The organism is Stenotrophomonas sp. CFBP 13724, from assembly GCF_014841975.1.
Lineage (GTDB): Bacteria > Pseudomonadota > Gammaproteobacteria > Xanthomonadales > Xanthomonadaceae > Stenotrophomonas > Stenotrophomonas lacuserhaii.
Genome location: NZ_JACYUW010000001.1, coordinates 1,275,714 through 1,289,567, shown reverse-complemented (window position 1 = coordinate 1,289,567; position 13,854 = coordinate 1,275,714). Strand labels below are relative to the sequence as shown.

Here is a 13,854-nt window from a genome sequence, read left to right as displayed (position 1 = left end):
GCGATGCGCCGGCACCACCCGCCACGTCTGCAGACGCGACACATGCCGGTGAAACGACTGCCGGGTCGGTCTCGGTCAACTTACTTATCCCGTTCATTTTTCTAGATGGCTCCTGGTACTTGCAGCCAATCAGGCTGCGGGAGAGCACGAGAATGGGCCGCGCCACAGCAGATCAACGTGCTGTGATTCACGCTATTCAAAAATAGAATCGGGCTCATCAGTAGCAGTCGCCACAAGATCTGAAGCGAGTGCCGGACTCAGGCCTGGTGCTCTATCCTGTCCCCATGCCGCAGATCCGCTTCCTCGAAGACCTCCAGACGCTCACTGCGTCCCAATGGGACGCCCTCCACGACGGCGACAACCCGTTCGTCAGCCACGCCTTCCTGTCCGGCATGGAACAGTACGGCTGCCTGCGCGAGGACTGGGGTTGGCGTCCGCGGCACCTCACCTTGTGGGAGGACGACACGCTGATCGGCGCCGTCCCAGGCTACCTGAAGGAAAACTCCCACGGCGAGTTCGTGTTCGACCACGCGTGGGCCAATGCCTATGCCCGCCACGGTCACGACTATTACCCCAAATGGCTGGGCGCAGTGCCCTACTCGCCCGTGACCGGACCGCGCGTACTGGCCCGCGACCCTGGCACGCGTGCAGCGCTGCTGGCCGCGCTGGTGGAAAAGCTACCCGCACTCGGGGTCTCCTCCGCGCACATCAACTTCCATCGCAAGGACGAGGATGGCGACTTCAGCGATGCCTGGCTGCTGCGCGAGGACATCCAGTTCCAGTGGCAGAACCCGGGGCAATGGCAGACCTTCGATGACTTCCTCGGCGCGATGAACCACAAGCACCGCAAGAACATCCGCCAGGAACGCAGCAAGGTCGCCCGGCAGGGGATCAGCTTCCGCGTGGTGCATGGCGACGAGGCCAGCCGTGCCGACCTGCAGGCGATGTACCGGTTCTACCTGCAGACCTTCCTGGAGTATGGCAACGCCCCTGCCCTGACCGAGCCATTCCTGCGCCATCTCGCCAGTTCGCTCGGCAAGGGGCTGGTGCTGTTCCTGGCCGAGCAGGACGGCGAGCCGATCGCCGGCGCGCTGTGCCTGCGCGGTGGCCAGACCCTGTATGGCCGCTACTGGGGCGGCACCACCCTGCCCGGCCTGCACTTCGAAGCCTGCTATTACCAGGGCATCGAGTATTGCCTGCGCGAAGGTCTTTCACGGTTCGAGCCTGGCGCGCAGGGCGAGCACAAGCTGGCGCGTGGCTTCCTGCCAACGGTGGTGCGCAGCCGGCACTGGATGGCCGACGCTGATTTCAGCGAGGCCCTGCGCGAATGGTGCGCGCACGAGCGTGCGGACATCACGCGCTATCGTGACGAACTGCTACTGCACTCGCCCTTCCGCAGTGGCTGATCCGAACGCGGCAAGGTAATCCAGCACCGGTGCGGGATCATCCAGCGCAGCACTCGTGGCGATATGACTGTCGGGACGAACCAGCACCAGCAGGCCCGCATACGGGCAGGACGGATCGTCGATCCGAAGGACCTGCACGAAGCTTGGCATCGTGGGCACGGCACCCCGGGTACCGCATACCAGCAGCGTGAAGCAACGATAGTCCAGCAGCGGGTAAAGCCGTGAAGGACGGCCTGCATCCGGCCCCATCAGGACATCATGCACGCGCTCGCCGGCCAGCCCTTCGCCCGCGTAGCGCACCCCCATCCCTGTTACGTATCCGGACCGTTGCGCCACGATGCCCACGTAGTCCGTCGCATGCTGCCGGCTGGACGGGTCACGGGTGGCAAGACCCAGCAGGCGCGATGTTTCCACCACGCCCAACGCCACCGGTTTACGTTCGGATTCGTAGCTGCCCAGAAGACCAGCCGGGACGAGCTGGTTGACCACCATGCCGATCTTCCACATCAGGTTGAAGGCATCGGCCAGCGCCGTGTTGAGGCCCTGGCCGCCGTGGACGGAATGGATGTGGCATGCATCGCCCACCAGGAAGACCCGGTTTTCCACGCCAAAGCGTGCGGCCACAGCCTCTTTGACCGAAAACTGCGAGAACCACCGCACGTCACTGAATCGCACGCTGTAGGGCCACGTCGCCCGGTTGACCCGCGCCATGACCTGTTCGAACGTGAACTCACGGGTATCCATGCGGACGTAGAACCGATCCAGCTCGCCCTCACGCGGGATCCAGGCCACGTCGGAGGATTCGGCCTGGAAGACGATGATCTCCGGCACCTTTGGGAAATCGGTGTCGATCACCGCGTCCACGACCGCCCAGGTCATGCGCGGGCGGGTCACTTCGAATGGGATCTGAAGGTGTTCACGGACAAACGAATGTGCGCCATCAGCACCTATGACGAAGCGTGAGGTGATGGACCGCCCGTCCGAGAGTCGGGTTACGCATCCCCCTGCCTGCTGTTGCACGCCGCTCACCGAGGTGCCGCGCTGCACGGGGATGCCCGACGCACGCAGGCGCTGATCCAGCAGCTGCTCCACGAAAGACTGGCCGATCATCAGGAAATGCCTGTGGAAGCACCCCTGCAAGGCATCCCACCAGTCAGACTGCCGGGAGACGAATGTGCCCTCGGCCCATACTGAGCTGGTGTTGCACGGCTTGCCGTGCGGATAGAGATCATCGAACAGGTCCACGATCTGCAACAGCTGCAAGGTGCGCGCATTGAGCGCGTCCGCGCGCCCGGCCTGCAGCGGGCCGGCGCTGTGGTCGGCGATCAGCACCCGAAGCCCAAGCTGGCTGCCGAGGTAGGCGCACATCAGCCCCGCAGGTCCAGCGCCTGCGACGACCACATCCACGTCGGTGTCCATGCCCGCGGCCATCATGCGCTGGCCACCAGGTGCGGGTTGTCCAGCGGCGGATCACCCAGGATGTGCAGCCGACGAAGGTGGCGTGGCGCACCACTGGTGAATGCCTCACGCCCGTGCAGCAGCGTGTGGTTGTCGGCGATGACCAGGTCACCGGCCTCCCAGGCATGTGCATACAGGCAGCTGGGCGCGTGCAGCGCCTCGGCGAGACTGCGATGCAACAGCGCGGCATCCGCTTCCTCCATCCCCGTGAACGACGCCGATGCAGGGTTGATGAAGGCCTCGCCCTGCTGGTCCTGTGGTGCGCTGTAGCGGATGACCGCCGCGTCACGGTCCGGGTGCCGGGTCACGACGGGCGCCTCGGCCACGCTGTGGTAGTACTCCATCTTCCTTTCGTAACGCCCCGTGGCGCGCTCCCACAGCAGCCGGACCGACGCCGGTGCTTGATCCAATGCGCGCGCGGTGTGGGAGAACAGCGTCCGCCCTCCGCAGCCGGGTCCGGGTGCACGCAGGCACTGGAAGATCTGGAACTCCGGCACCTGCCGGCGGTACATGCCATCCCAGTGCAGCGGCACGGCCGAACTGTCGAAGATATGATCCTGCGGCGCTTCCCGTTCGAGAAGCTCCAGCACTTTCCCGAACGGCCATTCGGCGATGCTTCCCCAGCGCTCCCCGTACGCGACGAGGTCTGCAGGGTCTTCGGGGCCGCAGAATCCGCGCAGCAGCACCAGGTGATGGTGTCGGGCGAGGATGCGCAGTGCATCGACGGACAGGTCAGTGACGGCGTCATTCGGGGATGCGGCCTGCAGCATGACGCCGAACGGCTCAAGGGGGGTGACGGGAGTCGTCATGGCATCGGCGTTCCTGTTCTCGGGCCCGTGCCCGGCCTGGACCACGCTAGGCATCCGACCACCTGAAAGCGAGTGGTTTTCCGACGTCCACTGCAAGAACTGCCGCCTGCGCCACGGTGACGCGCAAGCTGCAGTATCCTGCCCGCATGCACGCCACCGCTTCGCCCTGGAAAGACGGCCACACCCGCCGCCTGCGTCATGTCACAGCCTGCAGCCGCGGCCTGTCCCGCTGCCACCGTGCAGCAGCCGGCCAATGAGCCGTCAGTTTCCGTGGCGCTTGGGCGAGGCCGAAGATGCTGCTTTTCCACCCGCTGAAACGGCGCTGCGCCACCCGGACGGTCTGTTGGCCATCGGTGGTGATCTGCGCCCGCAGCGATTGCTGAACGCCTACGCGCAGGGTGCCTTCCCGTGGTTCAGCCAGGGTGAGCCGATCCTGTGGTGGTCACCGGATCCCCGCACGGTGTTCGCTACCGATGGCGTGCATCTGTCACGCAGATTCCGCAGGCAGCTGCGGACCCTGGAGTGGGAGATCACCGCCGACACCGCCTTCGAACAGGTCGTCCGCGCCTGCGCTACGGTGCCGCGACCAGGTCAGGACGGCACCTGGATCGGTACCGACATGATCCATGCCTATACCGAGCTGCATCGACTGGGGCACGCGCACTCGGTCGAAGTGTGGGAGGGGCCGGAGCTTGTTGGCGGCATCTATGGCGTGGCGCTGGGCAGCATGTTTTTCGGCGAAAGCATGTTCAGCGCACGCAGCGGGGGCTCGAAAGTGGCCTTGGCTGCGCTGGCCTCGCTGCTCCATGCGGGGGGCGTGTCCGTACTGGATGCGCAGGTGCACAACCCTCACCTGGTGCGGATGGGGGCGACACAATGGCCACGCGAGCGTTTCCTGGCGCACGTGCGGCAGGCCATCCAACAGCCGGTGGCGCCTGGCAACTGGTCGGCGGCAGGGGCCCGGCTCCCGTTGCGGCATTACCTCCCCGACTGAGCACGGACTCAGGCTGCGGCACGCTCGTGGAGCGCGCTTGGACGTCCGTCCGTCCACGCGCTGTAGTGGCTGGGACGACCGTCCACATGAATCAGCCTGGCTCCTTGGCTCTCCGCCTGGTGCCGTTTCATCAACACGGCGCGATCCCCGAGATCGACCGCCACCGCATGCCAGGGCGTCAGCCAGGCGTCAGCGGTGGGCAGCATGTGGATGCCCAGTTTGTCGCTGCTGCGCGCCTGTGGATGGATGGACAAGCGGACCGAGCGCGGAAAGACCGCCTGCAGAAGACTGCCCCATGCCAGGCTGCGCTGCACGACCTGGTACGCGCGCGCCTTGGCCTCGCGCTGGACCTGCGTGGCACTTCGCGCATCATCGGCGCACCAATCATCTTCGGCCATGAAGCGGATGATGCCGCGCAGCTGCCGCACTCCGTCTTCGGATCGCAGCAGCCCGGTCCGGATGTCATCCAGCGACTGGCCATGCCGCGCCAGCAATGCCGCACGGCGATCATCGTGGCTTGTGCTGCCGGCAAACACTGAAGTGCAGTCACACAGGCAGAAAGTGTCCAGGTGGGCCAGGCTGCGACGAGCGATCATCGCGCGGATGGCCGCCTGGTAGTGATCGATGACCGGGTCGGAAACGCCGATGGTGGGTCCGAATACATGGCCATCCGAGCAGATCGTCAGCCGGGCGCCTGCAGGGTGGATCGCGGCAATACGGGCGCACATCCGATCCAGTGCATCCAGCGACAGCGCTTCGGCCAGGTCAGGCAGCGGCCCCAGGACCTTTCGAAGGGAGGGCGATTTGGCGGGAAATGCGGGGAGGACCATGTGGACCGGTTCCCCCGCCCGGACGAAGCCGCGTAACCGCGCCGTGACCGGATCCGACAACGCGTTGGTGGGGGCCCTCGCCCGGTCGCACCGCTGGTGGAAGGCCAGCGTCCGGGCAATGGCCTGGACAACGGCCTCGGCTGCGTGCTGAGGATGGCTCATTGCTCGTTCTCCCTACAGATGCGCTGCGCCAGGTGGCCGCGACGTCGGCGACCTGGGCGAATTGACGGATGAATCCTGTGATGAGAGGCACGATAGCAACGAGATATGGGGCTCGAAATAGCTCAAGACGGCAAATTCTGACCCTGCCAAGAGAGAATGGTGGGCCGATCCCGGGAGGGGCCTATCCCGCAACGGAATGACGGTTAACGCAATCTTTGCAAAATGGGGTGCATGTGCGTAAAATGCAGCGGCTTAGGCCCCCGTGGCCGCTCTCTGAACCGCACAGGATTACATGTCGAAAGACGACTCCATCGAGTTCGAAGGCACCGTCAGCGAGACGCTGCCGAACACGACGTTCCGCGTCCGCCTGGAAAATGGTCATGAAATCATTGCCCATATCTCCGGCCGCATGCGCAAGAACTACATCCGCATTCTGACCGGTGACCGGGTCAAGGTTGAAATGACCCCGTACGACCTGACCAAGGGCCGTATCACCTACCGCATGAAGTAAGCGGTCCGACGCATCCGCGTCGACGAGAAAGGCCAGCCATCGAGCTGGCCTTTTGGCGTGCCTGGATGTCGTTGGTGTCGAACCCTGCCTGGCGTCCAGCCGCCCCAGCGCCGGGCAGGACCCGGCGCTGCAGCATGGAGCGGATTATTCCACCGTGGCCGGCAGCAGACGCTCCGGTTCGGCGAAGGTTTCCACGAACAGCTCGTTGTCGCGCACGTCGATGCTGGCCCTGCCGCCGTTGACCAGCTTGCCGAACAGCAGTTCGTCGGCCAACGGACGCTTGACCTTGTCCTGGATGACACGGGCCATCGGGCGTGCGCCCATCAGCGGATCGAAGCCGTGCTGGGCCAGCCAGTCGCGCGCGGTCGGCGTGGCCGAGAGGCTGACGTGCTTTTCCTGCAGCAGCATTTCCAGTTCGATAAGGAACTTGTCCACCACGCGCAGGATGTGCTCGAAGCCCAATGCCTGGAACTGCACCACCGCATCCAGCCGGTTGCGGAACTCCGGGGTGAAGCTGCGACGGATGGTCTCCATCGCGTCGGTGGCGTGATCCTGCTTGGTGAATCCGATCGAACGCCGTGAGGCCTGCGCCGCACCGGCATTGGTGGTCATCACCAGCACCACGTTCTTGAAGTTCGCTTCACGGCCATTGGTATCGGTCAACACGCCGCGGTCCATGACCTGCAGCAGGATATTGAAGATATCCGGGTGCGCTTTCTCGATTTCATCCAGCAGCAGCACGCAGTGCGGCGTCTTGACGATCTTTTCGGTCAGCAGGCCACCCTGGTCGAAGCCCACGTAGCCCGGAGGCGCACCGATCAGGCGGCTGATCGAATGGCCTTCCATGTACTCGGACATGTCGAAGCGGACCAGCTCGATCCCCAGCTGCAGGGCCAGCTGCTTGGTGACTTCGGTCTTGCCGACTCCGGTGGGGCCGGCGAACAGGAAGTTGCCGATCGGCTTTTCCGGGTTGGCCAGGCCGGAGCGGGCCAGCTTGATCGCCGAAGACAGCGTTTCGATGGCCGGATCCTGGCCGAAGATCACCATCTTCAGGTTGCGCTCCAGGTGCTTGAGCACGTCCTTGTCGGTGGCGCTGACCTGCTTGGCCGGGATGCGTGCCATCTTGGCCACGATCGCCTCGATCTCCTCGATGTCGATGAGCTCCTTGCGCTGTCCTTCCGGCATCAGCCGCTGGCGCGCGCCAGCCTCGTCGATGACGTCGATCGCCTTGTCGGGCAGCAGCCGGTCGCCGATGTGCTTGACCGACAGGTCCACCGCCGCCTGCAGCGCATCGTCGGCATAGGTCACGCCGTGGTGCGCTTCGTACTTAGGCTTGAGTCCCTGCAGGATCTCGTAGGTTTCGCCCACGGTCGGCTCGACGATGTCGATCTTCTGGAAGCGCCGCGCCAGCGCGCGGTCCTTTTCGAAGATGCCGCGGTATTCCTGGAAGGTGGTCGAGCCGATGCAGCGCAGATCACCGGAGGCCAGCGCCGGCTTGATCAGGTTGGAGGCATCCATGGTACCGCCGGACGCCGATCCGGCACCGATGATGGTGTGGATCTCGTCGATGAACAGCACCGCGTTCGGCACCTTCTTCAGCGAGGTCAGCACGCCCTTCAGGCGTTTTTCGAAGTCGCCGCGGTACTTGGTGCCGGCCACCAGCGCGCCCAGGTCCAGCGAGTAGATGACCGCATCGGCGAGCACCTCCGGCACGGATCCTTCGACGATACGGCGGGCCAGGCCCTCGGCGATGGCGGTCTTGCCGACGCCGGCTTCGCCGACATACAGCGGATTGTTCTTGCGGCGGCGGCACAGCACCTGGATGGTGCGCTCGATCTCGTCGGCACGGCCCACCAGCGGATCGATCCGGCCGTTGCGGGCCTGCTCGTTGAGGTTGCTGGCGAACTCGGCCAGCGCATCGCCCTTGCCCTCGCCTTCCCCGGCTTCGGCACGGCCCTCGGGATCGGCCGGCGACGACGGCTCGCCTTCCTCACCAAGCTTGGCAATACCGTGGGAGAGGTAATTGACCACGTCCAGCCGGGTGACATCCTGCTGGTTGAGGTAGTAGACCGCGTGCGAATCCTTCTCGCCGAAGATCGCCACCAGCACATTGGCGCCGGTGACCTCCTTCTTGCCCGAAGACTGCACGTGGTAGACCGCGCGCTGCAACACGCGCTGGAAGCCAAGGGTCGGCTGGGTGTCGCGCCCATCATCTTCGGCAAGCCGCGAGACGGACGCCTCGATGGCCTGCTCCAGCTCCTGGCGCAGGCGCTCGGGTTCGGCCCCGCAGGCCTTCAGGACGGCCTGGGCCGAGGGATTGTCCAGCAGCGCCAGCAACAGGTGTTCGACGGTCATGAATTCATGCCGCGCTTCCCGTGCCCGCTTGTAGCACTGGCCAATGGTGTGTTCGAGGTCTTTGCTGAACATGCTCTACTCCGGCGGCAGTTGAAGACAATATGCGGCCTGACCACACGTTTTCCATCACCCTAGCGGAACTGCCCGTTCATACGGCGTTAGCATCCCGTCGCGCGTCCGGCGAAGGTGATTCCACCATAACCTAAACCGCTTCCCCGCCGGGCGCTGCCTGCCCGCGTTGAACCACCCCGCATGAGGCGATCCACGGCCAGTCGCGCCGCAAACCAGGGGAGGAGAGGCGCATTGCTGCCGCCAACTGCGTCGTCGGCGGGAAGCCCGATCGTGCCGTACATGGAACGCACCGGACTACCACGCTGCGGTCATGCCGGTCTGGTCAGGCCTTTTCCATCGTGCAGAGCAACGGATGCTGGTTCATCCGGGCATATTCATTGACCTGTGCCACTTTGGTTTCGGCAACCTCGCGGGTGAACACACCGCAGACGCCGCGGCCCCGGGTGTGCACATGGAGCATCACCTGCGTCGCGCGGTCCAGGTCCAGGTTGAAGAACTGCTGCAGTACATCGACCACGAAATCCATCGGGGTGTAGTCATCGTTCAACAGCATGACCTGGTAGAACGGCGGGGGGGCGACCTCCGGGCGTGCCGGCTCAAGCAGCACGCCATGGTCGGAATGGGATTCGTGGGAAGTGTCGCGAGGCATCCGCTTATTATAGTGGCTGCCTTGGCCGGATTGGACGGCAAGCCGACGCGCCTTCACAATCTGCGCGACTCCCCGCACTACCTTCACAGGATTCTCATGGAAAGGACGCTTCGCTTCGCCCTGCTGCTGGCTGTCGCCGCAGCGGCGGCCCCCTCCTTCGCCGCCGAGCCGGACAAGGCCATCGGACGCCATCTCGACAAACTGGGCTATCCCTACGAGATCGACGAGGACGGCGACTACCGCATGGTGTTCGACATGGAAGGCGAGCGCACCCAGCTGGTCTATGTACGCTCGGTGGTGGAAGAGTTCGGCAGCCAGCATGTGCGCGAAATCTGGTCGCCCGGCTACCAGGCCAACGCCGACCAGTTCCCGGTGGCGGTGGCCAACCGCCTGCTTGAAGATGCGCAGGATGCGAAAATGGGCGGCTGGGTGAAGCAGGACAAGGTCGCCATGTTCGTGGTGAAAGTGGATGCCGATGCCTCTTCCGAAGCGTTGGACGATGCCATCGAGGCCGCCAGCCGGACCGCCGATGCGATGGAACTGGAACTGACCAAGCAGGACGAATACTGAAGTGAATGCTGCTGCGCCGCGCTGGGCACCCCGCGTCACCGTTGCCACCGTGGTGGTCGACGAGGGCAGGCTGTTACTCGTCGAAGAACGCATCGATGGTGAGCTGGTGCTCAACCAGCCCGCCGGCCACCTGGAACCGGGTGAGTCGCTGGCCGAGGCCGCGCTGCGCGAGACGCGCGAAGAAACCGGCTGGGAGGTCGAACTGACCGCGTTCATCGGCACCTACCAGTGGACCGCTCCGGATGGCACGCCGTTCCTGCGCTTCAGCTATGCCGCGCGCCCGCTCCGGCACGATCCGCTGCGCCCGCTGGATACCGGTATCGAACGCGCACTGTGGCTGCAGCCCGGCGAGCTGCTGGCCGCGCGCCAGCGGCTGCGCAGCCCGCTGGTCTGGCAGGTGGTGGCCGACTTCCTCGCCGGCCAGCGCCATCCCCTCTCCTTGGTCAAGGAGGTCGCTCCATGAGCGCGCCACGGATCATGGTCGGCGTGTCCGGCGGCGTGGACTCTTCAGTTGCCGCCTGGCGTCTGGTGCAGCAGGGCGAGCCGGTGGCCGGACTGTTCATGCAGAACTGGGCCGATGATGGCAGCGGCGAATGCCGCGCCGAGGATGATCGCCGCGACGCGGTGGCGGTGTGCGGACTGCTCGGCATCCCGTTCCACTTCCGCGACTTTTCCAGCGAGTACTGGAAAGGCGTGTTCGAACACTTCCTGGCCGAGTATGCGGCCGGACGCACCCCCAACCCGGATGTGCTGTGCAACCGCGAAGTGAAGTTCAAACACTTCCTGGATGCCGCCCGCGAGCTGGGCGCCGAGCGCATCGCCACCGGCCACTACGCGCGGATCGCCCGCGACGGCAACCAGTGGCTGCTGCTGCGCGGCGCCGACCGCAGCAAGGACCAGAGCTATTTCCTGCACCAGCTGGGCCAGGCACAGCTGTCGGCAACCTTGTTCCCGATCGGCGATCTGAACAAGAGCGACCTGCGCCGGATGGCGCGTGACGCCAACCTGCCGACGCATGCCAAGAAGGACTCCACCGGCATCTGCTTCATCGGCGAACGTGATTTCCGCGAGTTCCTCGGCCAGTACCTGCCCGCACGCCGGGGCCGCATCGTGGACCCGGACGGGGCGGAGATCGCCGAGCACCCCGGGGTGTTCTACTTCACCCTGGGCCAGCGCGAAGGGCTGAACATCGGCGGGGTCCGTGGTCGCCCGGCGGCGCCGTGGTACGTGGTGGGCAAGGACGTGGCCTCCAACACGCTGTATGTCGACCAGGACCGCGAAAGCCGCTGGTTGATGTCCACCGAGCTGGTCAGCGAAAGCGCGCACTGGATCGCCGGTGCGCCGCCCGCCACCCGCTTCGAGTGCACCGCCCAGACCCGCTACCGCCAGCCCGATGAGGCCTGTACGGTCCAGGTGCGCGATGATGGCAGCCTGCATGTCCGCTTCCCCACTCCCCAGCGGGCGGTCACCCCCGGCCAGTCGCTGGTGTTGTACCAGGGCGATGTCTGCCTCGGTGGTGCGGTGATCGCCGCCACCGACGCGCCGCTTGAACAGCGGTTGCGCCCTACTCCTTCTCCTTTCGAGGTACCTGCTGCATGAGTTTCACTGTCGACGACCGCGTACTGGCCCTGGCCGGCATAGCACAGGCCCTGCAACAGGTCCGCCGCATCGCCGATACCGGCCACTCCGAAGCGGGTGCGGTGCGCACCGCCATGGACAGCGTGTTCCGCATCGACGCCGCATCACCGCAGGACGTGTACGGCGACCGCGAATCGCTGAAGCCGGGCCTGCGCCTGCTGCACAACTACTTCCGCAACCAGGGCCAGGACCCGATCCTCCCCAAGCTGGCACTGGCGGTGCTGCAGCTGGAGCGCCGCTTCGTGCGCGAGCCGGACACCATCGCCAAGGTCACCGCCGGCATCGAGCGCGCCAGCCGCCAGGGCCGTGAGCTGGGCGACAGCGGGCACCCGGACGTGCTGGCCACGCTGGGCGGCGTCTATGCCGACACCATCAGCCACCTCAAGCCGCGGGTCATGGTGCAGGGCAATCCGCATTACCTGGGCCAGGCCGGGGTGGTGGCCGAAATCCGCGCGCTGCTGCTGGCGGCGGTGCGCTCGGCGGTGCTGTGGCGCCAGGTGGGTGGCAGCTACTGGGATTTCCTGCTGGCACGCAAGGCGATGGTGGAAGCGGTGGACCGCGCGCTGCGCTGAGCCGCACGGTAGCGCCGAGCCATGCTCGGCGAGCGCAGCGGCAAAGCAACAGCGTGACGACCAACGGTCGTCACCCACCAAGGGCCGAAGCATGACGGCCAGCGGCCGTCACTACCGAGGCCGGTAGCGCCGAGCCATGCTCGGCGAGCGCAGCGGCGAACCAAACGCAGATGCAACATCGGCGTTAAAGAGAACCGGGGTACGGCCGATACTGCATTTGTGACTCTCCCGGGAACGTCCATGTACTCTCGCACCATCATCCGTCTGGCCGCACCGTTGGTGCTGACCCTGCTTCTGCCCCTCGCCTTTGCTCTGGAGTGGCCTGCGGCCCTGCGCTGGGCGATCCTTACCACGATGACGCTGAGCTGGCTCGGCCACGCCTGGTGGAGCACCCGTGCTCCGGTCGGGCGTTCGCCGGAACAGGACCGCATCCTGCGCGAGCAGGACCAGCTGCTGACCGAACTGCGCAACTTCGTCGGCAATGAAATCGACGGCTCGCGCAGCGAAGTCGAGCGCGCCCGCGAACTGATCCGCCAGGCCGTGTCCGGCCTGGGCGGCAGCTTCGAAGCGATGAACCGCAAGTCCCGCCAGCAGAGCCAGGCACTGGCCCGCATCGTCGACCGCACCGGTGAAGACGGTTCGGCCGGACTGGACGTGGCGCGCTTCGCCCAGCACGCCAGCCACCAGATGGAACAGCTGGTGGAAGCGCTGGAACAGGTCAGCGGCCAGAGCAGCAACACCGTGCAGCACATCGACCAGATGGCGCAGCACCTGGATGGCATCTTCGCGCTGCTGGAAGACGTCAAGTCGATCGCCGACCAGACCAACCTGCTGGCACTGAACGCGGCCATCGAAGCGGCCCGTGCCGGTGAAGCCGGCCGCGGCTTCGCCGTGGTGGCCGACGAGGTGCGCAACCTGTCCGAGCGTTCGACCACGTTCAACGAGCAGATCCGCAAGCTGGCCCACAGCTCCAAGGACGCCATCGCCAAGGTCCGCGAGACGGTCACCCACATGGCCTCGCGCGACATGGATCGTTCCCGCGAAGCCCGCATGGAAGCCGCTTCCATGGTCGACAACGTGGCGCAGATCAACGCCTCACTGGGCGATGGCATGCGCGAAGTGTCCGAGTGCGCCCGCGCCATCGACGGCAGCGTGGCCGAAGCGGTGCGTGCCCTGCAGTTCGAAGACATCGCCACCCAGGCACTCGGCGGCGTGCATGTCCACCTGGACCGCCTGACCTCGATCAACCGCGAAGCGCTGGCCCTGCAGGAGCTGCTGCATCGCCATGGCGGCGCGGCCGACGAAGAAATGGTCACCGCCCTGGCCCGCACCGGCAATCGCCTGCGTGACCTGCGCAGCGAATGGGAACGCCCGCCGCACAAGCCGGTCACCCAGCAGAGCATGGGTGCCGGAACGGTGGAATTGTTCTGATCCCGCGTGGTGCTTGACGCCCCAGGTGAACCCCAAAGCCCCGGCACTGCCGGGGCTTTGTCGTGCCCGGCGCCGGCCGAGCACGCACGCGCCGCTGGCACCGTGCCGCAAGCGCAGACACCGCGCCAGCAACTGCAGCAGCTTGAGGTCCTGGCGCAGGCAGAGCTGGCGCAGCTGGAGCTGACGGCCGGCCGGCAGGCGGCCAAGCGACACAGCCTTGAGCAGGCCAGCCTGTGCTGGGACCTGGGGCTGGATGCAAGGGACCTGGCGCCTGCCGGCGCAGGTCACGCATCGGGGGCAACGGTGCGCTGACGCGCTCGGCAGGCCGCCACGAAGGGTGAGTCCGGAGCAACATGCGGGCGACGATCATCAGCCCCGGTAACGGGCGCCGCATGCG

14 protein-coding genes are annotated in these 13,854 nt (G+C 65.8%); 9 read left to right on the top strand and 5 right to left on the bottom strand.

Annotation, left to right across the window (positions count from 1 at the left end):
- Positions 1-284 precede the first annotated feature (284 nt).
- Positions 285-1,406 (top strand): GNAT family N-acetyltransferase, encoded by a 1,122-nt coding sequence (locus IFT63_RS05570; protein WP_042614113.1) that lies wholly within the window; start codon positions 285-287, stop codon positions 1,404-1,406.
- On the opposite strand, the gene IFT63_RS05565 is transcribed toward IFT63_RS05570, so the two are convergent.
- A complete protein-coding gene (locus tag IFT63_RS05565; RefSeq protein WP_192083466.1) occupies positions 1,377-2,825 on the bottom strand; it encodes an FAD-binding protein in 1,449 nt (482 codons plus the stop codon). The two genes, IFT63_RS05570 and IFT63_RS05565, sit on opposite strands and share 30 nt — an antisense overlap.
- Positions 2,826-2,836: 11 nt before the next feature.
- On the bottom strand, positions 2,837-3,673 hold the full coding sequence (locus IFT63_RS05560) for a TauD/TfdA family dioxygenase (protein ID WP_192083465.1): 837 nt from the start codon (positions 3,671-3,673) through the stop codon (positions 2,837-2,839).
- A gap of 253 nt (positions 3,674-3,926) precedes the next feature.
- Here IFT63_RS05560 and aat point away from each other — a divergent pair, with 253 nt between their 5' ends.
- Positions 3,927-4,667 (top strand): leucyl/phenylalanyl-tRNA--protein transferase, encoded by a 741-nt coding sequence (gene aat, locus IFT63_RS05555; protein ID WP_192083464.1) that lies wholly within the window; start codon positions 3,927-3,929, stop codon positions 4,665-4,667.
- Positions 4,668-4,675: 8 nt separating this feature from the next.
- Here the strand turns inward: aat and IFT63_RS05550 are convergent, their stop codons facing one another.
- Positions 4,676-5,659, bottom strand: coding sequence for an isocyanide synthase family protein (locus tag IFT63_RS05550; RefSeq protein WP_274602573.1), 984 nt, complete (start codon positions 5,657-5,659; stop codon positions 4,676-4,678).
- Between the two features lie 292 nt (positions 5,660-5,951).
- On the opposite strand from IFT63_RS05550, the gene infA reads away from it, so the two are divergent.
- Entirely contained in the window at positions 5,952-6,170 is a 219-nt protein-coding gene (infA, locus tag IFT63_RS05545) for a translation initiation factor IF-1 (RefSeq protein ID WP_005409596.1), read from the top strand.
- Positions 6,171-6,314: 144 nt separating this feature from the next.
- On the opposite strand, the gene clpA is transcribed toward infA, so the two are convergent.
- Positions 6,315-8,597, bottom strand: a complete 2,283-nt coding sequence (clpA, locus tag IFT63_RS05540; protein ID WP_042614116.1) for an ATP-dependent Clp protease ATP-binding subunit ClpA — start codon at positions 8,595-8,597, stop codon at positions 6,315-6,317.
- 322 nt (positions 8,598-8,919) lie between these two features.
- Positions 8,920-9,246, bottom strand: a complete 327-nt coding sequence (gene clpS / locus IFT63_RS05535) for an ATP-dependent Clp protease adapter ClpS (RefSeq protein ID WP_042614117.1) — start codon at positions 9,244-9,246, stop codon at positions 8,920-8,922.
- A 96-nt stretch (positions 9,247-9,342) separates the two neighbouring features.
- Between clpS and IFT63_RS05530 the strand changes: the two genes are divergently transcribed.
- The 6 genes from IFT63_RS05530 to IFT63_RS05505 all read left to right on the top strand — a co-directional run bounded on the left by IFT63_RS05530 (position 9,343) and on the right by IFT63_RS05505 (position 13,769).
- Positions 9,343-9,816, top strand: a complete 474-nt coding sequence (locus IFT63_RS05530) for a hypothetical protein (protein ID WP_192083462.1) — start codon at positions 9,343-9,345, stop codon at positions 9,814-9,816.
- Between the two features lies 1 nt (position 9,817).
- The gene (locus IFT63_RS05525) at positions 9,818-10,279 is read left to right on the top strand and encodes an NUDIX hydrolase (RefSeq protein WP_042614119.1); all 462 of its coding nucleotides are present in this window, start codon (positions 9,818-9,820) and stop codon (positions 10,277-10,279) included.
- A complete protein-coding gene (mnmA, locus tag IFT63_RS05520; RefSeq protein WP_192083461.1) occupies positions 10,276-11,415 on the top strand; it encodes a tRNA 2-thiouridine(34) synthase MnmA in 1,140 nt (379 codons plus the stop codon). The genes IFT63_RS05525 and mnmA overlap by 4 nt, the downstream gene beginning before the upstream one ends.
- Positions 11,412-12,026 carry a high frequency lysogenization protein HflD gene (gene hflD / locus IFT63_RS05515; RefSeq protein WP_192083460.1) on the top strand — a complete coding sequence of 205 codons (615 nt, stop codon included), beginning with the start codon at positions 11,412-11,414 and terminating at the stop codon, positions 12,024-12,026. Before mnmA ends, hflD begins: the two co-directional genes overlap by 4 nt.
- A 240-nt stretch (positions 12,027-12,266) precedes the next feature.
- A complete protein-coding gene (locus IFT63_RS05510; RefSeq protein WP_192083459.1) occupies positions 12,267-13,457 on the top strand; it encodes a methyl-accepting chemotaxis protein in 1,191 nt (396 codons plus the stop codon).
- A gap of 102 nt (positions 13,458-13,559) precedes the next feature.
- The gene (locus IFT63_RS05505) at positions 13,560-13,769 is read left to right on the top strand and encodes a hypothetical protein (protein ID WP_042614123.1); all 210 of its coding nucleotides are present in this window, start codon (positions 13,560-13,562) and stop codon (positions 13,767-13,769) included.
- The last annotated feature ends 85 nt before the right edge of the window (positions 13,770-13,854 follow it).